This is a genomic window from Bacillus sp. AG4(2022) (assembly GCF_031844465.1).
Classification (GTDB): domain Bacteria; phylum Bacillota; class Bacilli; order Bacillales; family Cytobacillaceae; genus Bacillus_AB; species Bacillus_AB infantis.
In genome coordinates this window covers 48,078-72,855 of record NZ_JAUZVH010000008.1, presented here as the reverse complement: position 1 = coordinate 72,855, position 24,778 = coordinate 48,078, and the positions used below count along the sequence as shown (strand labels likewise).

Genomic DNA, 24,778 nt, shown 5'->3' with positions numbered 1-24,778 from the left:
CAGTGAATTAATCTAAGTAACGTTGTTTGAATTAAACCGATAAAAATACTAGGAGATTGATGCACACATGAAGAAGTACGCACTAATTTTACTCACATTTGCATTAGCGATTTCCCTTGCTGCATGCGGAAGCAGCGGCGATGGAGACAAAGATACAGCGAAAGACCAGAGCCTGTATGACCAGATCAAGGAAAAAGGCGAAATCACTATCGGGACTGAAGGAACCTATGCCCCGTTCACCTACCATGATAAAGAAGGAAAGCTGACCGGTTTTGACATTGAAATTGCAGAAGAAGTGTTCAAGCGCCTTGATATCAAGCCTGTGTTTGTTGAGACTAAATGGGACGGCATGATTGCCGGACTTGATGCAAAACGCTATGACCTGGTTGCGAATGAAGTAGCCGTCCGTGAAGACCGCCTTGAAAAATACGATATGTCAGATCCATATATCGTTTCTAAAGCGGTGCTGATCGTTCATGAAAATAATGATGAAATCAAGACGCTTGATGATTTGGACGGCAAAAAGGTCGGGCAGTCACTGGACTCAAACTACCGTAAAATTGCTGAAGAGCATGGGGCTACGAACACGGTGGTAGAAGGCTTCAATCAATCAATAGATCTGATAACATCAGGCAGGATCGATGCGACACTCAACGACAGCCTATCTTATCTTGACCTTAAGAAGCAGCGTCCTGAACTTCCTGTAAAAACAGTTTATGAAGAAGAGAATGCAACTAGCAATGCCTTCCTTTTCCGCAAAGGCAGCGATGAGCTTGTCGAAGCAGTGAACGGAGCTCTCGCAGAAATGAAGGAAGACGGAACATACCTGGAAATTTCAAAAAAATGGTTCAACACAGACGTATCGAAATAAAGGATCTGATATAGATGTTTGATGAACGCGCAGAACGAATTATAGGAATCCTCGCTGATTCCTTTTTTCCTATTCTAAAAGCCGGGATCTATTTTACGATCCCCCTCACACTGATTACATTTGCCCTCGGCTTGATTCTTGCGTTTTTTGTGGCCCTTGCCCGATTGTCCAGCATCAAGCCGCTTGTCGCACTGGCCAGGTTTTATGTTTGGATCTTCAGGGGAACCCCGCTGCTGGTCCAGATTTTCATCCTGTTTTTTGGACTTCCAAGCGTAGGCATCACACTGGATCCGTTCCCGGCAGCTGTGATTGCTTTTACCTTGAACAAGGGTGCATACAGCTCTGAAATCATCCGGGCGGCAATTCTTTCCATCCCTAAGGGGCAATGGGAAGCGGCTTCTTCTGTCGGGATGACCAGGAGCCAGGCGATGAGGCGCATCATCGTTCCCCAGGCAGTCAGAGTCTCACTCCCTCCGCTCGGGAATTCTTTTATCAGCCTGGTAAAAGATACTTCCCTGGCAGCGACCATCACGGTTACCGAGATGTTCCAAAAGGGGCAGCAGATTGCGGCAGCCACCTATGAACCGCTGTGGCTGTACATCGAGGTTGCTTTTATTTATCTGATTTTCAGTACAGTCCTGTCTTATTTCCAGAACAAGCTTGAAGACCGTTTTGGAAGAAGCGTCGCAAAATAATGGAGGTGCCTGAATGATAAAGATTGAAAACCTGTATAAGAAATTCGGCGAACTGGAAGTACTGAAAGGGATCGACCTGTCCATCCCGACCGGGAAAACGGCCGTTATCATCGGCCCTTCAGGATCCGGGAAGACAACACTTCTCAGATGCATGAATCTGCTCGAAACTCCTGATGCCGGTAAGATCGAGCTTGGAAACAAAACGCTCCAGTTCGGGGATTCTGCGAAAATTAAAACGGCGGAAATGGTAGCCTTCCGCAAGCAGACCGGCATGGTATTCCAGAATTATAATCTCTTCCCGCACTTGACCGCGGCTGAAAATGTAATGGAAGGCCAGATGGTCGTCTTGAAGCGCTCGAAAGAGGAAGCGCGGAAAAAAGCACTGGGCCTCCTCGAAAAGGTGGGGCTCAAAGATCGTGCCGATAATTACCCGCACCAGCTGTCCGGCGGCCAGCAGCAGCGGGTCGGCATTGCCCGGGCAATGGCGATGGATCCGCAGGTGCTGCTCTTTGATGAACCGACATCAGCTCTTGACCCGGAACTGGTAGGAGAAGTGCTGAAGGTTATGAAGGATCTGGCCAAAGAAGACATCACAATGGTCATTGTTACGCATGAAATGAGCTTTGCCCGCGATGCGGCCGATGAAGTCATCTTTATGGACGGGGGCGTCGTTGTCGAGAGGGGAACACCAGAGGACGTATTTGAAAAATCACAAAACAAACGGACACAGCAGTTCCTGAACAAAGTGACTGCCCGATAAAGTAGAGGCCCTGCACAGATGCAGGGCCTTTGTTTATAGAGTTTTGCATCACATACAGCAGATATATCTTTTTACTATGAAAAATGGTAGATTTAAACTCAGAAAAGGAAGGGGGCAGGGGTTATCAGGAAAATAAAACAGATTTTATTCGTCACAGCCGGCTTTCTGGCCCTGGGCCTTGGCATCCTTGGCATCATCCTTCCCGTCGTTCCGACCACCCCGCTGCTTCTGCTGGCTTCATTCTGCTTTATGAAAGGATCGGAAAAGTTTGAAGCCTGGTTTAAGCAGACAGGTATTTATAAAAAGCATCTGGAAAGCTTTGTGAATAAAAAGGCGATGACACTAAGGCAAAAGTTCACGATCCTGCTGTTTGCCGACATTATGATTATCATCGCATTCTTTTTGACAGACATGACAGCAGTCAGGATTATACTGATCATCATTGTTATTTATAAATACTATTATTTTTTCTATAAAATAAAAACCTTGCCTGAATAAGGCAAGGCTTTTTCATTTTATCCTCATCTTTCAATAGGCAGACCGTCTCACCAAACACCAGGCTTGACGACCATGAACCAGAGCATGGCCGAAAGAAGGATGATGTAAATCCAGACAGTGCGGTTAAGCTCGGCAGCTGCTTTTTCCTTATCGGTCCCTTCTTCCCGGAATTTCCGCAGCTTCGGAGTGAAGGCGCGCGCCAGGAAGAAGAGGGAGAGAAACAGGATGATCAGGGTCATGCCAACCCAGGAGGTGCCCCATGTCCATGGTCCGGCTGCGATCAAAATCACGCCGGATCCTACAAGGACGTGACCGGAGTGCTTGGAGAGCCTGACAACGGACCGGAAAGTATCCATATAAGCTTCAAGCTCGGCACCGGCGGCAGTCTTCAGCTTCTTCACAATCGGGAAGAGGATGAAGAATGGCCCGATTGACATAATCGCACTAAGTACATGTATGTATATAACAGCCCGGTAGATTAAATCCATTGAGTCTTACGCTTCAGCCGGTTTGAATTCGTGGACCCATACCTTCATATGCGGAAGCCAAGGCATTCCTTTATGATACGAAAGGATTGTCTGCTTATAATCCTCGACAGAGCCGAAGCCTTCCTGGCGGGCATGTTCGTCGGTAAGCTCACCGAGAGTCTGGCTGTAAACGGAAGTCACGATGAATTCTTTATCCTTGAGCACCATGATTTCCCCGATATCAGCATACCTGCCATTCCTTCTCGTAGCTGTCTTTTCTCCTTTTAGTACCTTCTCGATATCCGCCGGTACCGTAACGAGTCTTTCAATGCTGCATGTTTTAGCTGGCAATCCACTATCTTGGTGTGTCATATGATTCCCCTTTCAGTTTTGTGCCCTTTAACTTTACCACATTTCACTCGGTGCGGTGAGGGCAATTCAGCTGTCAGAAGAAAAATACGGTCCCCGCATATAATACGGCAGTAATACCGGCGGCAATCAAAGCAGGCTTCAGCTTATAGCGGGCATATTCAATGACAGACAAATTCAGGATCCGGGCGATCGTATTCGTATCGTCGCTCAGCGGGGAGGCAAATGCACCAAAGGTCCCGCTGGCAAAGACAGCGCCGATGACGAGCGGAAGATAGATCCCTGAAGCAGCAGCCATTGAAATCCCGAGCGGCATCAGGATGCCCCAGGTGCCCCATGCCGACCCGATGAAATATGAGATGGCTGCTCCGAATAAAAAGAGCAGCGGCACAACGATGGATGGAGGAATCCAGCTCGAATATCGGGTGACAAACGCGGAAAAGCCCAGCGCCTCTGTTACGGACGACAGCCCCCAGACAACCGCGAGCAGGACGATGACTGACATAAGGTCATTCCCGCCGATCACGAAGCTGTTCAAAAGATCGGACGTCTTCGTCTTTTGGAACCGGAAAAACAAAAATGTAAATAAAACAGTAAATACAAGGGCAATCAGCATAGCATCCATCACATCCGCTTTAATGAAGGCAGCGGCAAAGCCCCCTGCCTTCTTATAGCCGTCCCACCATGTGAATATTAAAGTCAGAACAACAACAAGCGCAAGCGGTACCAACAGATTCCACGGCTTTTCCGGCAAGTCTCTCCCAACAGCCGGGTCGCAAGTATGCCAGTCATCTTCATCATCGCCGGAATTTCCGATCTTTTCAGGATTGCTGTCCTGCGTTGACTTTGAATGATGGAAGAAGCTCAAATAAATGCCGAGAAGAATCATCACAAATGAAAAGAAATTAAAAGGGATGCTCCTCAGGAACAGATCATAAGGATCGGCATTTATGTTCTCATTGCTGACAGCAATATCGACAATGGAGGTCATATAGCCGACAAAGGCTGTAGCGATCGGTATCAGGACAATGATGGGAGTTGCTGTGGTCTCGATAACAAAGCCAAGCTCCTGTGTCGACATTTTCACTTTTTTCAAAAGTGCCCGCATGATCGGCGCAATCGTGACGAACCGGAAGCTGGGGGCCGAAAAGGTCCCAACCGTGGAAAGGTAAGTGAGAAGGAGTGCCTGCCTTTTATTTTGGATCCTGACTGACGCCTCCTCAACAAACCCCCTGATGCCTCCGGAAATCTTGATCATGCCGACAAGGCCGGAAAAAGCATAAAGAAAAAGGATGATCTTAATATTATTTTCATCTATGAGCCCTTTAACGAGAAAACGGATGAGCGTCTCCAAGCCTCCTGCCAGTGTCGGCTGAAGAAGGAAGGATCCGGCGAGAAGGCCGGCAAAAAGGCCTGGAAGGACCTGTTTGGTTTTTATGGCAATGGGTATCGCAATCAGAAATGGAAGGATAGAAAACCAGTCAGTCTGCACAATCATTCACCCTGTCTTTTGTCATAGTGTTAGATTGCCGAGGTTGGGAAAAAATTATTCCGATTGTGGGCAAGGTTTCCTATATGAACTTCCATTGACATATAACCATAAGGTGTTATATTTTAAAAGTGTAACCAAAAGGTTGTATATTTGTCGGAAAAGGAGAATCATTATGGCAAAAGCAGATGATATTGTCAAGGTCATCACCATTGAAGCACCAATTGAGAAAGTATGGTCAAAGGTAGCCTCTTCAGAAGGAATCGCGGAATGGTTCATGCCGAATGATTTCAAGCCTGAACTGGGCTGTGAATTTCATCTTCAGTCACCTTTTGGGCCTTCTCCATGCAAGGTGACCGAGCTTGATCCGCCTTACAGGCTTTCTTTTCTCTGGGACAATGATGGATGGACTGTTTCGTTCCTGTTAAAAGAGAAGGACGGGAAAACAGAGTTCACTCTTATCCATGCCGGCTGGAAGGAAACCGGTGAAATCCTGCCAAAGGCCCGCGAGGCGAGCGGCGTTGTCAGGGAGCGCATGAGCGGCGGCTGGTCAGGCATTGTAGAAAAATTGAAGAAAGCTGTGGAGTCATAATGTCCGCCCCGGCACAAAAATACGATGTTTTCCAGGCTGTGGCCGATCCGACGCGCCGCGAAGTCTTAAGGCTGGTTGCAGAGAAGGAGCGTCCTGTATCAGAAATTGCCGGCCATTTTTCCATTAGCAGAACTGCAGTGGCCAAGCATCTCCATATCCTTTCAGAAGCGAAGCTGATCAAGGGGCGAAAGGCGGGGAGGGAGAAGCTTTACACGCTCCAGCCCGAAACCCTCGCTGAATTGAGGGAATGGCTCGCTTATTTCGACCGGTTCTGGGATAACCGGTTATCGGTGCTCAAGCATCTCATTGAAAATGATAAAAGCACTTATCTGGAGCACAATGAAAAGGAAGAATAGAATGAAATGAAGCAGGCCATTCAGACTGGCCTGTTTTTGAAATTTTCCCAACCTATTTTATGATGTGCTCACCCTCAAAATATAGTAAACTTGAATTTAGGCTATTTTTACTATAAGTGTTATCAAGAAGAGGAAGTTAGAGCAGATGAAAAATGCCAAGCTCAAAGCCATCATTGTAATATCAGCAGGATTGCTGCTATTGTTTACTATTTTCAACATGTATATATCTTATGTAAGCATAAAAGGCTCTACCGTAAGGTCCATCGCCAGCCAGACGCTTGAAACAGCCAAATCTATTGCAGATACCATGCCAGTCATCATTTATGAGGAGTTTCTGGAAAATCCGGAAAAAGGGCCGGAATATGAAGCTATCAAAAGGTATCTGGAGGATGTCAGGAAGAAGACAGGCTCGCTCCATGTGTATACCCTCCTCATTGATAATCCCGAGGTTTCGAGGGCAATGATAGCCGGGCTCCCGCCAGGTGCCGAAGAGTTTCCAATCGGCGGGATCTGCACTGTACCTGAGGAGCAGGTGAAGCTGGCCTATAATGGGAAGCCTTTTAGTACCGGCCTCATCCAGGATCCCGAATATGGAGAGTATTTGACTGCAGGCGCGCCAATCAAAAATTCGGAAGGTGCAACCATTGGGTTCCTGGCCATCGACATCAGCGCGGAAATGATCGGAAGCATCAGCAGCAAGGTGCTGAAAGGCAGTTTATCCAATCTGGTCTTCAACGGAGTCTTTGTACTGTTTCTCCTCGCAGCATTCATCTTTATCCAGCGCTGGTACCAGCGCGAGCTGAAAAATGAAGTCGGTGAGACGGAATATACGTACCAGGCAGAGTTTGATTCGCTTCTTTCCTCAGTCCGGTCATTGAGGCATGATTACTCAAACCATATCCAGGTGCTTCACGGCCTGCTGAAGATTGAGAGCTATGATCAGGCCCTTTCCTATCTGACGGCCCTATCCAAGGAAGTGCATTCCATTGAATCCATCAAGCTCGATACGGTCAACCCCGGGCTGGGGGTACTGCTTGAAACAAAAAGGCTGCTGGCGCAAAATTACGGCATCGAAGCCAGATTTTCCGTTTCTGAGGACTCTTTTGATCTTATTAAAACAACAGACCTGATTAAAATCCTCTCTAATTTGATAGATAATGCCATAGAGGCTTCCCTTGAGCTTCCTGAGGAAGAAAGGAAGCTGTCAGTATCCTGCACGGCAGGTGAAGGCCGCTATATGTTTACCGTGACAAACACAGGCCCCTGCATAAATTCATGGGATAAAGAAAAGATTTTCGAAAGCGGATTTTCAACGAAAAAACCGGAAAAAGGCAAAACAAGAGGCCAGGGGCTGTTCATTGTAAAACAGATCACCAGCCGCTATGGCGGCCAGGTTACCTTAGATTCACATCATTCGGTTACTTCTGCTAAAGTGGTCATTCCTGCAGCTGCTGGAAAGAGCCCGGCAAAATGAAAAAGGATAAAATCCCATGGGATTTTATCCTTTTTCTTATACAGAAAATCCACCCTCGAAAGGATGGACAGGAAAGGGAAAAGGGTTCTTATTTTTGCTTTCTCGGATATTGACTTGCCGCTTGGCGCTTCATTTGCTCTTCGCGTTCAGCATCTTTTTTGAACGCTTCCATTGCTTTGTAAAAAAGCAGGCTCATCTCTTCCGCCTCCCTGTGTAATGATTAGATATTCCACTCGTTCCCGGTGTGTTTTCCTGTAAACTTAAATCAGGGATTTTTTTGAAAAAAGATTGGACGCTGATCATTTTTCGCCTTACTATAAAAGCAAAGAAGCCTTGATGGGAGGAAAGTAATATGGCTGTACTGGAGAAGCTGACGTTTGTCTCAGGCTATGAAAAAAACCGAATATTGCGCAAGAGTTTTAATGAACTGGCGAAAGAGACTTTCGGCATCCAATTTGAGAACTGGTTTGACCTCGGATACTGGTCAGATAAATACATACCCTATTCTTTTGCTGACGGAGAAAAAGTGGTGGCCAATGCATCGGCAAATCTGATCGGGTTTTCAGGAGAAGGAAAGGATTGGAAGGCTGTCCAGGTGGGCACTGTCATGACGCATAAGGATTATCGCAATCTAGGGCTGGCAAGGCAGTTGATGGAACGCATCCTGGAAGACTATCAAGGAGCGGATTTCATTTACCTTTTTGCCAATTCAACTGTGCTCGATTTTTATCCGAAATTTGGGTTCAGTCCGGTAGAGGAAACGCAATATTTCATTAAAGCCAACGCCGACAGCAATCAAAGCGAGATCCGCAAATTGGATGGCAGAAATCCGGAGGATCTAAGCTTCATTTATGAGATGGCAGGCAGGAGAACCTTTCCAGGCGGGTTTGATGCAGTCAACACAAGAGAGCTGCTCATGTTTTACTGCCTGAATGTGTTCCATGATGACATCTACCACCTCCCGGAAGATCGGGCCATTGTACTCGCCAGGCAGGAAAAGGATGTCCTGCATGTGTATGATATCATTTCCTCTGAACCTGATTGGGATCCGGCCGGCCTTGCCGGAAGGCTCGCAGGAAAGGAGACAAACAGGGCAGCGCTTTATTTCACCCCTTCTCCAAAGACCGATGTGCTGGAAAAGGTGAAGTATCAAGACAGCCATGTTTTATTTGTAAAATATAATGGCGAACATAGCAGACTGCCGGCAGAGTTTAAGCATCCGCTGACAGTCCAGGCATGAAGAAGGCGTCTCCTTTTTTGGAGACGCCTTCTTCACTGGCTGCGGGGCAGAAACGCCCTCCTATTTCCCGACTTTAAAGCTATAGACCGCCATGTTGGTCCCGTTTTCGTCTTTGATTAGACCGCCCTGCAGCTTTTCGCCTTTTTCGCCGTAGGTTTCCTTGATATAGGATAAGCCGTTGCCATCAGTGGGGTCGAACATGATTTTGACTTGATAGGATTTCAGATCTTTGATTTCGGTCATCGGGTTGGAGATGACCAGGCGGAAGGATCCGTCAGGCAAGACATCGGCACGGTCATTGAAGCCTGTGATGATATAGCCTTCTGCACTGACGCCTCCTGTAACAGATGCTCCTTCCAGAATATTGCTTTTGCCATTAACGTAAATGAAATCTTCATCTTCGGTCACTTCAGTTTCCATCCGGATTTGAACAGCTCCGTAATCATCGGGCTTTGACCATTCCGGTTCTTCAATCATGACCGTGCTTTCCGGCTGGGACAGGTCAATTTCACTCACAGCGATAATCTGCTTCTGGTGTTCTCCGCCTTCCTCATCAAGCCTGACGAATGCCCCTTCGAGCTTGCTGCCATCCACGGAATAATGCTCATTCACCTCATCGCTGCTGGCAGAGGGCTTGAAAATGATTTTTGTATAAATCACCGGATATTTATAATCATCCGGGATGCTGTCTTCAAGTGTGAAGCTTCCATCCTCTTCGACAAGAGTGGTGCCGGCGCTTCCGATGATGGTGCCGTCTAGCGGATCGGTATAAAGGAAAAGCTTTGAACCGGGTAGAAGATTGGTGGTGCCTGTGACTGTGATGTTTTGATCTTTCCGGTGGATTTCGCCTTCAAGCTTCACATCATAATCGCCTGCATCCTCACGCGCTGTAAGCACCGTAGTTTCAACAGCCTCTTTATCACTGTCCTCATCCTCAGCAGAATCCTGATCTTCCTTTTGGGCTGCCTCATCCTGTACAGGCTCCTTTTTGCCTGCTTCCTCATCCTGACTGTTCCCGCAGGCAGCCAGCAGTACAACAAGAATGACTAGAATAAGAGAATTGATTTTCATAATATGTTCCTCCGATTATAAGATAACAATCCCTATTGTAAACGGGAGGAAGGAGCTGCTGAAAATAATAATATCCAAATATTAGAAAAATAAATCAATCTTCCTATTATGAGGTGTGAATTTTATTACTAAAGTCATATAAAATACTCGCTTGTTGAGGCGAGTCGTGCAGAGATAGGTTATTCAGGCATCCTTTGGATTCAAATCGACGAGTCATGCATAGATAAGCTCTATTCGGTACATGACTAGGCCTCACCGCGACGACTCATGCATAGAATGTCTGCTTTTTAAATATAAGGACCGGTTTCAAGCCGGCCTGTTACGCATTAAATTGCACTTATCAATATACAGGGCCTGTCTAAAATAAGACAGGCCCGATTATCTTACCCAAAACTCATATCACTCGTTTTCCAATTCTTTATACAAACTTTTCAGCTCTGCCTCGATTGCCTGGATTTGTTTTTCGAGCGGAGACAGGTTTCCGTCGACAGATTCCATTTTCTCCAGATCGTTTTGGAGCCGTACGTAATCAAGCTTAAGATCTTGTATCTTGTATTCTATTTCAGCTTTTTTCATCCTGATCCCTCATTTCTTCCATCTACTCTGAAATATAACGTTTACAGAAGGGATGGGCAACTGATATGCGTTTATGTATTTAAGCATAGATAGCGCTGTTTAAGCGTACCGCCAAATTTTTTCATATCTAATTGCAAAGCAAGTCATAGGCGCCTGCCTTCAAAGGAGGACACCTATGGCTTTTTATAGAGAGGCTTCTGTCAGCGCACTGGCTTCTTGTTCGGTCAATAGGATAAAAATGGTTTCTTTCCTGTTCATCGCCTCAAAAGTAAAATCGATTTCCAGCAGCAGGTAAAATTGCCGGTTGATCCTTACAACACAATGCTCCCCGATTGACGCAATGTTCATGATTTCACATCCTTTACGGATACATATAATGCGCTTTGGGGGAGAAAGGTGTGGACAAAGCAGAAAAAGGGGCAATGCCACCTTTAATGCTTACTGTCCAGGATGAAGGACATTGCACGCGCTCAGATTGTTGCCGTCCGGGTCTTTGAAGCCAAACCCGCCCATCCCGTTTTCAGGATGTACATTAAGCGGACCCACTTCTACCTTTTTTTCCTGGAGCCAATCTCTGAACTCTTTAAGAGATTCTGTATAAAAATCAACAACGGTGTGGTCGACCCCTGTATATGTATTATGGAAAGACAGATTTCCTTCACTGCCAGTCTCTACAAGAAAGATGGTCGGCACCCCTTTGGCTTCAAATGTCAGCATGGCAGCTTTTTCCCCATGAAAGTGAACCGAGACACCGAATATTTCTCTGTAGAACGCTATGGACCTTTCAAGATCTGAGACAGGTATTTCAATCGTGGCAATATGAGATACAAATTTTTGCATGGTTATCCTCCTTAAAAAATGGTCTGTATAATAATTTGCCATTGGATATGCCATTTCCTTCCTGCAGAAGAAAGTTTGACAGCCCAGAAGGTTTATATTATGATAAAGGCAACAGTTAAATAGTCTCCTAAAGGGGAGTAGCTTTTACAGCAAAGTCGTCATTTCGGAGTTTTCTCCCGGCTTTGTTGGCAACCATGACGTTGTTAGCAAGACCTTTACCTGATTCGGGTAAAGGTCTTTATTTGTTTATTGAGCCTTTGCCGGATGTGGCAAAGGCTTTTTTTCTGTTAAAAATTTTAAAAGGGGTGTCAGGCATGAAAAAGAAGAAGTTCCAGTTTGAAGAATTGATCAGGAAGAACAAGGAAGAGCTTCTGAAGGACAAGAGAGAGATTGAAAAAATTGAAAAGCGGCTGGATGAGAGGTATGCAAAATCGCAATAAGGAGTGTGAAGCAGCATGAAATTTTTCCGGAGAATCAAGTTTCTGTTTAAATTTTGGAAGGTCATACCCTTTCTGAAAGATTTCTTTTTATCGAAGGAGGTTGAGGCCCACAAGAAGGCGCTCGGCATCCTGCTCGTTTTGACGTATGCCTTTTTCCCATTCGATCTTATTCCCGATTATCTAGCTATCCTTGGAATCGTCGATGATTTGGCAGTGGCTGGATTTGTTGTAGAGCGGATGATCAAGATGGCGCCGGATTCACTGAAATTAAAGCATGGAATAGAAAAATAATCAGATTAATAGGAGGTTCAAAAAATGGATTTTGCATTATTAATGGAATATGGCTGGGTGCTGCTGCTCCTGGTAGCCATCGAAGGGCTCTTAGCCGCTGACAATGCGCTCGTACTGGCCATCATGGTCAAGCATCTGCCTGAAGAGGAGCGGAAAAAGGCATTATTCTACGGTCTGGCAGGAGCTTTTGTCTTCAGGTTCGGCTCATTATTTGTCATCTCATTCCTGGTCGACGTTTGGCAGGTCCAAGCGATTGGTGCGCTTTACCTGTTATTCATCTGTATCAACCATATTGTCCGTAAGCTTGCCGCCAGAAAATTCGGAGCGAAGGAGGAGGAAGAGGGAGAAGAAAAGAAGAAATCAGGCTTTTGGGTAACTGTTCTTAAGGTAGAGCTGGCTGATATCGCCTTTGCTGTCGATTCAATCCTTGCTGCTGTTGCCTTGGCGATCGCGCTCCCGGATTCAGGGCTTCCGAATATCGGTGGACTTGACGGAGGAAAATTCCTTGTCATCTTTGCCGGAGGTTTCATCGGTCTTATTATCATGCGCTTCGCAGCCAATCTGTTTGTCGGGCTGCTGCATTCAAGGCCTGGCCTCGAAGTTGCCGCATTCCTGATTGTCGGCTGGGTAGGCGTTAAGCTGTCTGTGTACACACTCTCACATCCGGCGCTTGGGGTACTGGCAGAAGGATTTGCCAAATCTTCTGAATGGAAAATCACGTTCTATATCGTGCTTATTTTAATTGCAGTTGGCGGCTGGTTCTTTTCGAAGCCGAAGGAAGAGGCTGTATCTGAAGGTTAAGTGGAGTTTGCTATGAGCCCTGGTTCCAGGGGCTGGAGGTTAGACCGCTATTTCTGGTGAAAAGGGAAATGGCGGTTCCAGCATGAGGAGGTAGAACCGCTATTTCTATGAAAAGCGAGAATAGTGGTTCCAGCATGAGGAGGTAGAACCGCTATTTCTATGAAAAACAAAAATAGTGGTCCCAGCGAGAGAAGGTAGAACCACTATTTCTGTTAAAACGGAAAATAGTGGTTCCAGCGAGAGAAGGTAGAACCACTATTTCTGCGAACACGGAAAATAGTGGTCCCAGCGAGAGAAGGTAGAACTACTATTTCTGTTAAAGTGGAAAATAGTGGTTCCAGCGAGAGAAGGTAGAACCACTATTTCTGTGAAAACTGGGAATAGTGATGCTAGCAGCTAGAACCGCTAATTCAACGAAAACCAAAAATAGTGGTTCCAGCAAAAGAGGAGGGCGCTGCCTTCCTCTTTTTATACGAGTTTGGCAGTTTGTAACATTTTCCCAAGAGGATAAGGGAATCGCATGCTATAATGAATTGATTGACTATTCCCGCAATAAGGGTGAATTTATGAACCAATTCAATTGGAAGCTTGCTTCACTTCTCCTGACTGGCATCGGCATTTCCAGGCTGGGGGATTTTATTTATCTAATTGCTATCAATCTGCTTGTTTTCGAGATGACCGGCTCGGCTGCAGCGGTCGCTGGCTTGTGGATCATCGGGCCGGTTACAGCTGTGCTGATGAATTCCTGGAGCGGGGGAGTTGTTGACCGGAGCAATAAAAAGAAGCTGATGATCGTTACGGATATCATCCGGGCTGCCGGAGTCGCGGTTATCCCGCTGCTCGGCAGTGTGGAACTGATTTATGTCTGTCTGTTTGTCATCAGTCTTGCAAAGGCATTTTTTGCACCAGCATCGACTACATATATAGCCATGCTGGTACCCGCAGCTAGCCGGAAGCGGTTCAACGGGATCAGCAGCCTTGTCTCATCCGGGGCCTTCATTGTCGGCCCTTCCATTGCTGGTGCGCTGTTTTTGATCGGAACCATTGACATGGCCATCTACTTGAACAGCCTCTCATTTCTTGTTTCGGCCATCATCATCATGTTTCTTCCTGATGCAGATAAGGATGCCTCTATGCATGAAAAGAGGAATGCGCTCGAGCATCTTAAAGAGGACTGGCGTGAGGTGATCACCTTCAGCAAGAAAGAATCCATTGTTTTTGCCGTCTATGCCAGCTTTCTTGCGTTTGGCCTGTTTTCCCTTGCCCTGGATTCACAGGAGGTTGTGTTCATCCAGGATACAGTCGGGCTGTCCGAGGCTGACTACAGCTTCCTGGTCAGCATCACAGGAATCGGCTTTGCGCTTGGAGCCCTGTTGATCACCGTTATTTCCAGGCTGCTGAGCATCAAGCAGCTCATGGCCATCGGGATGCTCATGGTCTCAGCAGGATATATGGTTTATGCTTTATCCTATTCATTCGCGATGGTCACTGCAGGATTTTTGCTCCTTGGCTTTTTTAATGCCTTTATGAGCGCGGGCTTTCAGACGTTTTATCAGAATAATATCCCCATCTCCATCATGGGGAGGATGACGAGTGTATTGACCGTCTTCCAAAGCATTGCCCAAATCATTTTCCTGCTCGGCATCGGGATCATCGGTGATATCATCCCTCTGCGCTATTCAACGATCGTCCTTGCCGGAGCAAACCTGCTGCTTTCTTTTTATGTCATCTGGCTGGCTTTGAAGCCTGGGATGAACCAGTATTTTTCAGAGGACGAGAGGGCAGAGGCAATGTAAAAACAGACAGGGGGATTATCCTGTCTGTTTTTTCACTAAAACGAGTAAGATTCACCGTCATCAGGCACCAGCACATTAGAAGAGATTCCCTTGTCCTTAATAAACTTCTTGAGTTCGTCCCTGGACAATGTCCAATGATTGACTGCTTCCATGTGGCTTGCAATGATTTTAGCCTTAGGGGCAGCCTTGCACACTTCATATACATCATCCTTGCCCATCACAAGAGAGCCGCCCTCAAGGAACTGATTATCTCCCGCATTTACTACAATGACTTCTGGAAGATGTGCATCAATTTCCTCCTGAACATCTGCATTCCAGACAGTATCTCCGGCTATATAGAGTGTTCTTTCGGAAGGATGTTTAAAGACTGCACCGCACACCAGACCAGCAAGCTTCAGAATTTCTCCCCTGCCATGCTCGCCTTTCGTTTTTATCAGATGGATGTCTTCGAATACTGTATCCTCTTTAAGGACTTCTACATTTCGAAAACCGTCACTTCTGACTGAACTGGCATCTTCCTCATTTTGCACGAACATTTTAATATCCTTTGGAAGTGCGTTTTTGGCTGCATCATCATAATGATCCAGGTGAAGATGGGTTAGAATGACTGCATCTGCCTGACCAACTATTTCATCAATAGAAAATGGCAGTTTGGTTAAAGGGTTTTGCTGTTCCTGCCTGATAGAATTAGGGAAGGGGGAATAAGTACCTTTCTCTGCTAAAAATGGGTCGATTAAAAACTTTTTCCCAGCGTAATGGACAACCAAAGTTGCATTTCGGATTTGTTGTATAATCATATTGCACAGCTCCTTTTCCATAATGTAAGTATAGTTTATAATAAGACCCTTTTGGCTTTACATAGATTAAATCAAGTCTTTAAGCACATTCACTTGATTAATGAAAGGATTTGTTGGGATGTTAGATGGTACGGATAAACATATTATAGAAGAGCTTTCAAAAAACAGCCGCATAAAGATGAAAGAGCTCGGTGAAAAAGTCCACCTGACCGGACAGGCGGCCTCAGCCAGAGTTGCAAAACTGGAGGATTCAGGGGTTATTGAAGGATATACCATTAAAGTAAATAAGGAAAAGATGGGTTACCCAGTTCATGCCATCCTTCATATTTATACGAAAACCGCCAATCATCAGCCGTATTTATCTTTCGTTAAGAAACAAGAACAGTACATCATCCATAACTATAAAGTGAGTGGGGAAAGCTGCTATCTGCTTGAATGCAGATTCCCATCCAATGAAAGATTGGATGAATTTTTGACGGGACTCAGCAATGCAGTGAGCTACAAATTATCTATCGTTATCAGCAAATAGAAGAACAAAAAGAGAAAAGCCCCGCCAAAGGCGGGGCCTCTCTCATCAGCTTGCATTCTCCATCACAGGCTCCGGCTGCTCCTTCGTCTTCTTGGGAGAGCGGCTGAATAAGCGGTACACAGCCGGAATCAGCAGAAGTGTTATAAAGGTAGCGAACATCAGCCCGGAGATGAGGACTGTTGCCATTGGCGCCTGATAGTTTCCGGATGTGCCGGAAGCAAGGGCCAGCGGCAGCATTCCGCCAGCTGTTGTAAGGGTCGTCATAAAGATTGGGCGGATCCGGTCCTTTCCGGCCTGAATGAGTGCATCAGTGATTGCAGCTCCTTCTTTGCGCAGCTGGTTGGTCCGGTCCAGCAGCAGGATGGCATTGTTCAGCACAATGCCGATCAGCATGACGATTCCCATTGCCGACATGACGCTCAGCTCTTGCTGGGTCAGGAAGAGCCCGATGATGACGCCAACGATTGTCATCGGGATGACTGACATGACGATGATCGGCTGAACCAGATGATTGAATTGAACCGCCATGACAAGGTATACAAGGAATATGCTGATGGCAAGGATGAAGACCATATCCTTGATCAGTTCCTGCTGCTGCTCCAAATCTCCGGCTGCAGATAAAGTGTAGCCTGCCGGTGCATCAAATTTCTCGATCAGTTTCTGTACATCACGGTTGATGCTGCCAAGATCCCTGTCTTCAATATCAGCCGAAATAGATATGAATCTTTCACCATCTTTATGGGAGATTTCATTCGGCGCATCGATCTTCCTCAGGCTAATCAGCTCTGACAGCTTCTTTTCTCCTCCGGCAGCAGGGATGGAGAGCTTCATGAGCGCCTCTTTAGTTGCCGTCTTTTCGCTCCATCCTAAAATGAGGGGAACAGATTCTTCATGGAGTGAAACCTCGCCAAGCGGCATTTCCATAAAGGACTGTTCAATGAATTGCTTGACCTGCAGTCCGGACAGTCCGGCTTTTTGAATTTCGTCTTCCTTTAATTCTACGATCTCTTCAGGTGATGTGCGTTTCATGGAAGAAGTAATAGCGACGATTCCATCTATTTTTCCAAGTTCCTTTATAAAAGAATCGGAAACAGTCTCCAGTTCTTCAAAGCTTTCGCCCTTCAAATTAACTTGCACAGGATAGCCGCCGCCGCCTGACATCGCACTCTGGACGCTTTCAATTGGCAGGGTATCCTCAAGCTCGCGCAGCGCCTTCATGATTTCCTCGTTGACCTCCTTCTGGGATTTTGTAATATCATCCCCTTTGGTCATATTGATGATGGTGTACATCATACCGCCGCTGTCCATGACATAATTGGATTCTACATCCTTGATTTTGCTCAAGCTTTCATTCATTTCTGCGGCAACCGCTTCTTTTTCCTTGATGGATACACCGGTCTCCAAATCAACCATCAGCTCGGAATAGCGGTTGAACACATCCGGCATGATTGTCATCGGTATTTTTGGAATAAGCAGCAGCGAGCCTGCAAACATGAGGAAAAAGGCTGCAATCACTGCAAAACTGTGGCGCTTTTTCTTTACAGTCCAGTTAATCACCCTGCTGTAAAAACGTAGCAGCGGTCCTTCCCTGCGGGCTTTCTTTTTGCTGGAAATTTTTAAGAACTTCTCTGACAGGGAAGGGATGACTGTGAATGAAACCAGTACTGAACTGATCAGTGTGATTGCAACAACTGCCGACAGTATGATCATGAATTGGCCCATTTCTCCGCCCAGCAGCCCGATCGGCAAAAATACGACGATGGTAGTGAGCATACTTGCGATTACGGCTGCCGATACTTCTTTCGTTCCTTCCAATACGGCCTCAAGACGGGCTAGCCCCTGCTCTTTTTTGCGGTAGATGGATTCCAGAATGACGATGGAAGAGTCAACCATCATGCCGATTCCCAATCCCAGGCCGATAAGTGTCAGCATATTGAGGCTGTATCCGAACATCCACATCGAGGCGAAAGTCAGGAGTACGGAGGTCGGAATTGAGATTCCGACAATGAGAGTGGCCCTTAAGTTCCTCAGGAATAACAGGAGAATCACTACAGCAATGATGCCCCCAATGAGGATGTTGGACGCGACGCCGTCAATGGATTCCTGTACATAGTCAGCCTGCGCAACCATCTCATTCAGCTCAAACCCTTTGATCAGCCCTTCTTCACGGATTTTTTCGATTTCCCCGCGGACAGCATCAGCCATTTCGATCTGGGTTGCATCCGAAACTCTCCCGACCTGGACAAACACAAGATCCTTGGTGCCATTTTTCCAGACAAAAGAGGAGCTTTCCTGCGGCGCTACTGTAATATCAGCAATGTCACCAAGCTTGATGAAGCCTGAAGGAGAAGCAATTTTAATATTCCTTATGTCATTTTCTGAACCCGGCTTTGTATTCCAGCGGACAGAAGGGGATTCCTTTTCCAGCTTGAGCTGACCGAGCGTCGCTTCGCTGTTCACCTGCTGGATGGCAGCCATCACCCCGGAAGCATCCAGTCCTTTTTTCAGCATGTCTTCCCGGTTTAAGAGAATGTTTACTTCATCCTCCTCCATGCCGGAAAGCGATACATCCCTTACTTCAGGCAGAGCTTCAAGCCGCGGCTCCAATGTTTCCTTTGCAAATCTGGTTATGTCCTCAAGATTGCCGTTCGACAGATCCAGGAAAAATTCATAGCTTTGGCTAGCGCCGTATTGCCCCATTTCTACTTCCTTTACAGCAGATATCCCGGCAGTGGAAGAATTGATGACAGATTCCACTTCTTTGAAAACCTCGTCACCCCGGCCCTGCTCAAAGGCCATTTGGATGGAGCTTCTTCCGGCAATTGTAGTGGACGTTACATCTTCAACCCCGTCGAGCCCTTTTAATTGCTGCTCAAGCGGAGTGGTAATCGATCGCTCAATTTCTATCGCAGGCATTTCTCCCGCATTGATCTCTGCATAGCCGCCATCCATCTTCATGGCAGGCATGAGCTCCTTATCAAGCTCAAGAACTGCATAGCTCCCGGTCAGCAGGACCAGGACTGCCACAAGTCCAACCAGAATCTTTCTTTCAACGATAAATTTGATCAGTTTCATAAGTACTCTCCTTTTAGTGAAATGAAAATATGGATCTTTGCTCCCAAGGGATAATCATACAGAGCAGTTGTAGAAAATAATACATTAATTAGTAAAATTTTCTTGTTGAAGGGGTAAATCCCATATCCTTCTGTTTTCCATCATAAACTCAATCAGTCTAAAGCGGATTGAGCCTCAGACATATTTTGACTAAGACTTGGGACCTAGAAAAGAGCAGGGCGTTTGCAGGCTCGAGGGGCTGGCGTTCAGCAGGGTGTGAAGGCTAAGGCTTTATTTGCGGCTTTGAAGATATATTTGCGACTTTTGGGATATATTTGCGAGTTCCATATATTTGCGACCTTCCTGAATGCTGGCCAAAAACTCGGCAACATCTGCATAACCAGTATTCCGCCGGCAAAAACCGCCTCCTCGCCGGCAAAAAGAAATAGACACAGCTCACAGCCATGTCTATTTCTCAGTGTTCCTACAGCTGATAGGCAGCTGCATTGAGGGGAATGCGGCACTCACGCTGTTCCTGTGTGCCTCTTGCTGCAGGGGTTGGCCCGAAGTGGGGGATGTTTCCGGCGATGAATCCTGCTTTTTCGACCAGGAAATCATCATCCAGATCAATGGCGGAAACGGAGATCTCTTCTTGGCCGATTTCAATGACACGGACTGCCTGCTGGTCAAGGCATGCGGATTTTTGTACAAAGGTCCAGTTGTTTTGCTGCACGATGGAGTCTACATGGGTGTGGCCGTTGAAATAAACGCCAAGCCCTTTCTTTTGGCTCAGCACTTTCCACATGTCGATATCCCGGTGGATGGAGCCTTTTTCGCCATCTGAGCGGGTTGTTGTGTTATAGACAGGATGGTGGGCAAACACAAGAAGCGGCTTGGAGCCGGAAGCTGCAACAACAGTCTCGAACCAGTTCAGCTGTTCTTCATCCATCCAGCCGCCCCAGTCTTCATAGTTCATTTCCCTCGCCGTATCAAGGAAGGCGAAAACTGCTTTTTCATTTTCGAAAGAGTGATATTGTTTCTGGCCGGTGATGGCGAGCACTTCTTTCTTTGTCATCGCATATACATCGTGATTGCCAAGCGCATGGTAGAAGGTGCGGTCTTTTTGCCTGATGATGCTGTAGATTTCCTCAAGCTCGTTTGGAAGGCCGAAATTAGTGAGGTCACCGATCGAAACATGAAAATCAGCCTCGATATCCAGGAAGTAGTTCATGAATGTTTCATAGAAAGCTGTACGCGCTTCTTTGAGTCCCAAAACCTCTTCGTTGATTGCCGGGTAATGCAGATCTCCAATCATTGCAATTTTCATCTTTTATTCTCCCTTCGTATGTACTGCCTTTCACTTAGAACAGTAATGGCCGAATATTAAGAAAAATGACGAGGAATGTAAAAATCAGGTTAAAGAGCCTCCCGGTTACTTTTTATCATAGAGGATTATGATACTGTAATAGGGGAAAGGACAGGATCACGGACAGCAAATCTATTTTCAGAATAGGAGTGTTATGGTGGCAGCATTGGCAGAGAAAGCGGAATTTCTGGAACGGCTGGAAGCATGCAGGAAGATTGCGGCAGTCAAAGAGCCCTGCGGAATTGAAAAAGCAATCAAGTATAAAGATAGAATCAGCGCTGTCTTCCTGATGACCGGCAATATTATGTCTGTAAAGAATTATGCAGATCTGTTCAGGAAGGAGGGGCTTCCTGTTTTTATCCATATAGAAAAGATCGGGGGATTAAGCCTTAACAGTGAAGGGCTGGATTTCATCGCCAATTATGTCAAGCCGCTCGGCATTGTGACCACAAAGCCGGGACTTGCGGCAAAAGCTAAGAAGCGGCGCCTGATGGTCATCCAGCGTGTATTCATGATAGATTCGGAAGTATATGATCATGTGCTGGAGCTGAGCGGACCTGATGGCCCTGATATGATTGAAATCATGCCTTCAAGGCTTCCTCATATCATTCAATCACTCTCGGAAAAGCTGCCGGTGCCGGTGATCACGGGAGGGCTGCTGACGGAAAGGGAGCATGCAGAAGAATCGCTCTCATGCGGGGCTGCGGCGGTCACGACCTCCAATACGGGAATCTGGAAGGAAGATTTGAGCAAAACCGGGCACAAAAATGCGAGAATGCCTGTTTAATAAAGATTTACAATTCCATAATACTATCTTAGCAAAAGGGATGTAACATCATAATCGACAAGTACATAGAAAACAGGTTCAATGCAGAGAGACCTCAAACACGGAGAGTAGGGATTCCGTTTGTTTGAGGTCTCTTTAGTTTTTTGGGAGGTGAGGAGGCAGGCCAGTACCTTTGCCATTTTCTTGAAAGCTTTACAGCTCCAATCTTGCTTAAGCTGAACTACCTGATGCAAAGTGCTAGATCACAATCCATTGAAAACGGGGGAATATGAAGTGAAGAAAATATCCGGTCTTATCGTAATGATTTTTATGCTGCTGATGGCAACCGCATGCTCAGGCACTAATTCTGCCGGTACAGAAACGAAATCTTCGGGGGACAATACCGCATCTGCCAGTGATGACAGAATCCATATCAAATACTGGTATGCGTGGGGAGATAAAATTGGCGAGAATAATGAAAATCTCGTCAAGATGTTCAATGAATCCCAGGACAAGATTTATGTAGAAGCAGAATACCAGGGGACTTATGATGAGCTTCACTCCAAGACACAGGCTGCTTTTGCCGCCAAGAATGCTCCTGAAGTCACTCAGAATGAGATTGCTTCCATTGGCGTTTTTGCTAAATCCGGCATGACACAGGACCTCACGCCATTCGTTGAAAAAGATGATATCAATATGGATGACTTTAACCCGGGGCTGATGGGGAATTCCTATGTGGATGACAAGCTTTACGGCCTTCCATATCTGCGAAGCACACCGATTCTGTATATGAATACGACCATGCTGAAGGAAGCTGGGCTTGATCCGGCAGGGCCTAAGGATTGGAAGGAATTCGAAGAATATCTGACTGCCCTCACAAAAGAAGGGAAAACGGTCGGGATGACCATGCCGGTCAATATCTGGATGTATGAAGCATTTGTCGCACAAGGTGAAGGGCAAATGATCTCTGATGATGAGAAGAGTGCTGAATTCAATGGAGAAGCAGGTGTTGAAGCGCTTGAATTCTGGAAAAAGATGGCCGACAAAGGCGTCATCAAGGTTCCTGGCGGCGAAGCAGCTGCAGAAGTAGCCAAGCAGGATTTTGCCAACAGCCGTTCTGCCATGGCTTTCTCTTCTACAGCCGATCTTTCTTATAATTTGAGCGTGGCCGAAGAACAGGGCTTTGAGCTGAACACTGCTTTCATGCCTGCCAATAAGGTGAATGGAGTGCCGACAGGCGGTGCCAACCTGGTCATGACAGCCGGTCTTGATGAGGAAAGGCAAAATGCCGCATGGGAATTCATCAAATGGATGACGGCAAAAGAACAAACCATTTATGCCAGCGAATATACTGGCTATCTGCCAAGCCGCCTTTCAGCTGTAGATTCTGAAGAAATGAAGTCACTATATGAGAAAATGCCCCAATTCAAAGTGGCTGTCGACCAATTGCAGTATGGTCATGCCCGTCCGATGGCAGAAGCCTATCCTGAAGTGGCTAAAATCCTGACAGACCAAATCTCCAGGGTCATGCTTGAAGATGGCCTTGCTCCAAAAGACGCCCTTGATGAGGCAGCAGAAAAAGCCAATCAATTGCTTAAGTAATCATTAATTGCATCAGGCTGCCGGGGGAGGGATTCAGTCCTTTTCCCCGGCATTCATAAAGAAAGGGGAATGCAGAATGACTTGGCACAAAGACATTAAAGTGGCCATTTTCGACTTGGACGGCACATTATATCAGGATTATGCTTTTTTAGGGAGATATATCAGCCACATGCTTGGCAGCCGCTTGCAGGGACAGGAACTTCAGGCGGCCATCGATGAAGCTTATATGATTCTGGAGGGAAAGCACCCGGTGAAGTTCGGCTATTTGTTCTGTCATGATGGAAACAGGGCATACAGCCATGATGGGCTTGTCCCGACAGGCTGCTTCGGATGGGATGGAAAGGAAGGGGTACTGAACCAAGAAGAGATGGACGGACTTTTCTACATAGGCGATCCATGGGGGATTGCAGCCATTCTTGCAAAAAGGCATGGCGTCCATGCAGAAGAACAGCTGAATGCGTTCGAAACAGTCAGGAAGGAAATGCTTGCCGGACCCCATCAGATCGAGGTGTTCCCCGGCTTGATTGAAGCGGTAGGCAAAATGGGTGCTGATCGCAAGATTTTTATGACCAACACCCCATCTCCTTCTGCTGAAGAATTTGTCAGCTTTCTTGGGCTGGAAAATCTGTTTGATACATACATAGTGGATGCACAGAAGCCTGAGGGCATCAGGGGCGTCATGAAAAGGCTGGGGGAAGAAGGCTATCAGCCCCATGAAATCTTATCCGTCGGGGACAATCCCTTCAATGACCTTTACCCGGTGAAACAGCTTGGGGGCAGGACCTGCCTGATTTCCGGGTATGAGCATGCCGGCTCAGAGGAGTGGGACCATTCAGTAAAAACAATCGAAGAGCTGGCCGGATTCTTGAGGCTTTTGGAGGCCGTTCCTTCAGGGACTCTCTAGGATCCTTGTCTGGAGAAAATCCAATACTCGAAAACAGGAGATGAAAAGGCATGGCTGAAATCAGATTGGTGAACATATCAAAAACCTATAAAGATGAAGAAATCATCAATGATTTGAATCTGACCATCCGTGATGGATCCTTCACAGTACTGGTTGGCCCATCCGGCTGCGGTAAATCAACGACATTGCGGATGATTGCAGGACTGGAAAAGGAATCAGGAGGAGAGATTTGGATCGACGACCAGAAAGTGAATGATCTTGCCCCCGGAAAGCGCGGCATTGCCATGGTATTTCAAAACTATGCTCTGTATCCGACCATGACGGTCAGGGGAAATATTGAATTCGGGCTTGTGAATAAAAAGGTTCCTAAGCAGGAACGGGAACAGCTTATTGCTGAAATATCAAGGATTGTCGGCCTGGAGGAATATCTTGATAAAAAGCCGCAGAACCTTTCAGGCGGACAAAGGCAGAGGGTAGCGCTCGCCAGGGCCATGGTAAAGAAGCCGAAGGTATTCATTCTGGATGAGCCCCTCTCCAACCTGGATGCGAAGCTGAGAGTCCAGATGAGGACAGAGCTGATCCAGCTTCACAAGCAGCTCGGCACCACCTTTATATATGTGACGCATGATCAGGTGGAGGCCATGTCGATGGGGGATGAAATCGTCATTTTGGATAAAGGCAAAATCAAGCAGGCTGACAGCCCGATGGCTATCTATCATGATCCAGAGAATATCTTTGCCGCGAGCTTTATCGGAACGCCTCCCATGAACATAGTGGAAAAAGCCCTGCTTTCTGATTATATGCCGGCTGTAGACGGTGACGCAGCCTATATTGGATGCAGGCCTGAGCATATGGAAATCGTTACGGCGGATACCTTTGATGCGCACAGCATCATCCTCCCTTCCAGGGTGGCCGCGATGGAAACACTTGGATCTGAGACCATTTATACCGTTCAAAATACGGCTGGCGTTATGCATGTGAAGAGCTTTCTCGATCCGATGCCCCATCTGCAGGATGTGCATGTAAGGCTTCCATATGAAAAGCTTTACTTTTTCACGAATGATGGAATAAGGAACAGGTCAGCAAGCATGAGCATGCAGGAGCCTGTACTGGTAAAAGGGGGCCGCTGATATC

General features: G+C 46.6%; 27 protein-coding genes. 17 read left to right on the top strand and 10 right to left on the bottom strand.

The features are described 5' to 3' along the window. Positions 1-67 precede the first annotated feature (67 nt). The 4 genes from Q9R36_RS20275 to Q9R36_RS20260 all read left to right on the top strand — a co-directional run bounded on the left by Q9R36_RS20275 (position 68) and on the right by Q9R36_RS20260 (position 2,824). Positions 68-871 carry an amino acid ABC transporter substrate-binding protein gene (locus tag Q9R36_RS20275; RefSeq protein WP_253616472.1) on the top strand — a complete coding sequence of 268 codons (804 nt, stop codon included), beginning with the start codon at positions 68-70 and terminating at the stop codon, positions 869-871. Between the two features lie 14 nt (positions 872-885). Further along, positions 886-1,566 (top strand): amino acid ABC transporter permease, encoded by a 681-nt coding sequence (locus Q9R36_RS20270; protein ID WP_009791579.1) that lies wholly within the window; start codon positions 886-888, stop codon positions 1,564-1,566. Between the two features lie 13 nt (positions 1,567-1,579). Then, complete coding sequence (locus tag Q9R36_RS20265) at positions 1,580-2,326, top strand: amino acid ABC transporter ATP-binding protein (RefSeq protein ID WP_094769074.1); 747 nt, start codon at positions 1,580-1,582, stop codon at positions 2,324-2,326. Positions 2,327-2,449: 123 nt separating this feature from the next. Next, positions 2,450-2,824: a YbaN family protein gene (locus Q9R36_RS20260; protein WP_311225849.1), complete on the top strand. Its 375-nt coding sequence runs from the start codon at positions 2,450-2,452 to the stop codon at positions 2,822-2,824. A gap of 47 nt (positions 2,825-2,871) precedes the next feature. Here Q9R36_RS20260 and Q9R36_RS20255 read toward each other — a convergent pair whose 3' ends face one another. The 3 genes from Q9R36_RS20255 to Q9R36_RS20245 all read right to left on the bottom strand — a co-directional run bounded on the left by Q9R36_RS20255 (position 2,872) and on the right by Q9R36_RS20245 (position 5,152). Next, positions 2,872-3,312, bottom strand: a complete 441-nt coding sequence (locus Q9R36_RS20255; RefSeq protein WP_311225792.1) for a hypothetical protein — start codon at positions 3,310-3,312, stop codon at positions 2,872-2,874. A gap of 6 nt (positions 3,313-3,318) precedes the next feature. Further along, a complete protein-coding gene (locus Q9R36_RS20250; protein WP_022543494.1) occupies positions 3,319-3,663 on the bottom strand; it encodes an ASCH domain-containing protein in 345 nt (114 codons plus the stop codon). Positions 3,664-3,736: 73 nt separating this feature from the next. Continuing rightward, positions 3,737-5,152 (bottom strand): Na+/H+ antiporter NhaC family protein, encoded by a 1,416-nt coding sequence (locus Q9R36_RS20245; RefSeq protein WP_311225791.1) that lies wholly within the window; start codon positions 5,150-5,152, stop codon positions 3,737-3,739. Positions 5,153-5,324: 172 nt separating this feature from the next. Here Q9R36_RS20245 and Q9R36_RS20240 point away from each other — a divergent pair, with 172 nt between their 5' ends. From Q9R36_RS20240 to Q9R36_RS20225, 4 genes are all read left to right on the top strand, one after another. Beyond that, entirely contained in the window at positions 5,325-5,741 is a 417-nt protein-coding gene (locus Q9R36_RS20240; RefSeq protein WP_094769071.1) for an SRPBCC family protein, read from the top strand. Beyond that, positions 5,741-6,097 (top strand): ArsR/SmtB family transcription factor, encoded by a 357-nt coding sequence (locus tag Q9R36_RS20235; RefSeq protein WP_094769070.1) that lies wholly within the window; start codon positions 5,741-5,743, stop codon positions 6,095-6,097. Before Q9R36_RS20240 ends, Q9R36_RS20235 begins: the two co-directional genes overlap by 1 nt. A 145-nt stretch (positions 6,098-6,242) precedes the next feature. Further along, positions 6,243-7,571 (top strand): sensor histidine kinase, encoded by a 1,329-nt coding sequence (locus Q9R36_RS20230; protein WP_094769069.1) that lies wholly within the window; start codon positions 6,243-6,245, stop codon positions 7,569-7,571. Between the two features lie 352 nt (positions 7,572-7,923). Then, complete coding sequence (locus tag Q9R36_RS20225) at positions 7,924-8,811, top strand: GNAT family N-acetyltransferase (RefSeq protein ID WP_311225790.1); 888 nt, start codon at positions 7,924-7,926, stop codon at positions 8,809-8,811. 60 nt (positions 8,812-8,871) lie between these two features. Here Q9R36_RS20225 and Q9R36_RS20220 read toward each other — a convergent pair whose 3' ends face one another. From Q9R36_RS20220 to Q9R36_RS20205, 4 genes are all read right to left on the bottom strand, one after another. Continuing rightward, positions 8,872-9,882 carry a hypothetical protein gene (locus Q9R36_RS20220; RefSeq protein WP_311225789.1) on the bottom strand — a complete coding sequence of 337 codons (1,011 nt, stop codon included), beginning with the start codon at positions 9,880-9,882 and terminating at the stop codon, positions 8,872-8,874. A 399-nt stretch (positions 9,883-10,281) separates the two neighbouring features. Further along, the gene (locus Q9R36_RS20215; RefSeq protein ID WP_009791566.1) at positions 10,282-10,458 is read right to left on the bottom strand and encodes an SE1832 family protein; all 177 of its coding nucleotides are present in this window, start codon (positions 10,456-10,458) and stop codon (positions 10,282-10,284) included. Positions 10,459-10,641: 183 nt separating this feature from the next. Continuing rightward, on the bottom strand, positions 10,642-10,806 hold the full coding sequence (locus Q9R36_RS20210) for a hypothetical protein (protein WP_009791565.1): 165 nt from the start codon (positions 10,804-10,806) through the stop codon (positions 10,642-10,644). Positions 10,807-10,896: 90 nt separating this feature from the next. After that, positions 10,897-11,298: a VOC family protein gene (locus tag Q9R36_RS20205; RefSeq protein WP_022543495.1), complete on the bottom strand. Its 402-nt coding sequence runs from the start codon at positions 11,296-11,298 to the stop codon at positions 10,897-10,899. 314 nt (positions 11,299-11,612) lie between these two features. On the opposite strand from Q9R36_RS20205, the gene Q9R36_RS20200 reads away from it, so the two are divergent. The 4 genes from Q9R36_RS20200 (at position 11,613) to Q9R36_RS20185 (ending at position 14,626) form a co-directional block, all read left to right on the top strand. Continuing rightward, on the top strand, positions 11,613-11,738 hold the full coding sequence (locus tag Q9R36_RS20200; RefSeq protein ID WP_083783065.1) for an FbpB family small basic protein: 126 nt from the start codon (positions 11,613-11,615) through the stop codon (positions 11,736-11,738). Between the two features lie 15 nt (positions 11,739-11,753). Then, on the top strand, positions 11,754-12,029 hold the full coding sequence (locus Q9R36_RS20195) for a YkvA family protein (RefSeq protein WP_009791562.1): 276 nt from the start codon (positions 11,754-11,756) through the stop codon (positions 12,027-12,029). Between the two features lie 24 nt (positions 12,030-12,053). Beyond that, positions 12,054-12,830 carry a TerC family protein gene (locus Q9R36_RS20190; protein ID WP_009791561.1) on the top strand — a complete coding sequence of 259 codons (777 nt, stop codon included), beginning with the start codon at positions 12,054-12,056 and terminating at the stop codon, positions 12,828-12,830. A gap of 566 nt (positions 12,831-13,396) precedes the next feature. Next, entirely contained in the window at positions 13,397-14,626 is a 1,230-nt protein-coding gene (locus Q9R36_RS20185) for an MFS transporter (RefSeq protein WP_311225788.1), read from the top strand. Between the two features lie 35 nt (positions 14,627-14,661). Here Q9R36_RS20185 and Q9R36_RS20180 read toward each other — a convergent pair whose 3' ends face one another. Continuing rightward, complete coding sequence (locus Q9R36_RS20180) at positions 14,662-15,423, bottom strand: MBL fold metallo-hydrolase (RefSeq protein ID WP_311225787.1); 762 nt, start codon at positions 15,421-15,423, stop codon at positions 14,662-14,664. Positions 15,424-15,541: 118 nt separating this feature from the next. Between Q9R36_RS20180 and Q9R36_RS20175 the strand changes: the two genes are divergently transcribed. Next, positions 15,542-15,952, top strand: coding sequence for an Lrp/AsnC family transcriptional regulator (locus Q9R36_RS20175; protein ID WP_022543498.1), 411 nt, complete (start codon positions 15,542-15,544; stop codon positions 15,950-15,952). A gap of 45 nt (positions 15,953-15,997) precedes the next feature. On the opposite strand, the gene Q9R36_RS20170 is transcribed toward Q9R36_RS20175, so the two are convergent. Continuing rightward, positions 15,998-19,027, bottom strand: coding sequence for an efflux RND transporter permease subunit (locus Q9R36_RS20170; protein ID WP_311225786.1), 3,030 nt, complete (start codon positions 19,025-19,027; stop codon positions 15,998-16,000). 463 nt (positions 19,028-19,490) lie between these two features. After that, positions 19,491-20,333 (bottom strand): metallophosphoesterase family protein, encoded by an 843-nt coding sequence (locus tag Q9R36_RS20165; protein ID WP_306010308.1) that lies wholly within the window; start codon positions 20,331-20,333, stop codon positions 19,491-19,493. A 193-nt stretch (positions 20,334-20,526) separates the two neighbouring features. Here Q9R36_RS20165 and Q9R36_RS20160 point away from each other — a divergent pair, with 193 nt between their 5' ends. The 4 genes from Q9R36_RS20160 to Q9R36_RS20145 all read left to right on the top strand — a co-directional run bounded on the left by Q9R36_RS20160 (position 20,527) and on the right by Q9R36_RS20145 (position 24,774). Then, positions 20,527-21,159 carry a glycerol-3-phosphate responsive antiterminator gene (locus Q9R36_RS20160; protein ID WP_306010309.1) on the top strand — a complete coding sequence of 211 codons (633 nt, stop codon included), beginning with the start codon at positions 20,527-20,529 and terminating at the stop codon, positions 21,157-21,159. A gap of 273 nt (positions 21,160-21,432) precedes the next feature. Continuing rightward, positions 21,433-22,740 (top strand): ABC transporter substrate-binding protein, encoded by a 1,308-nt coding sequence (locus tag Q9R36_RS20155; protein WP_311225785.1) that lies wholly within the window; start codon positions 21,433-21,435, stop codon positions 22,738-22,740. Between the two features lie 76 nt (positions 22,741-22,816). Then, positions 22,817-23,644 (top strand): HAD family hydrolase, encoded by an 828-nt coding sequence (locus Q9R36_RS20150; RefSeq protein WP_306010311.1) that lies wholly within the window; start codon positions 22,817-22,819, stop codon positions 23,642-23,644. 50 nt (positions 23,645-23,694) lie between these two features. Continuing rightward, entirely contained in the window at positions 23,695-24,774 is a 1,080-nt protein-coding gene (locus Q9R36_RS20145) for an ABC transporter ATP-binding protein (RefSeq protein WP_306010312.1), read from the top strand. Positions 24,775-24,778 lie beyond the last annotated feature (4 nt).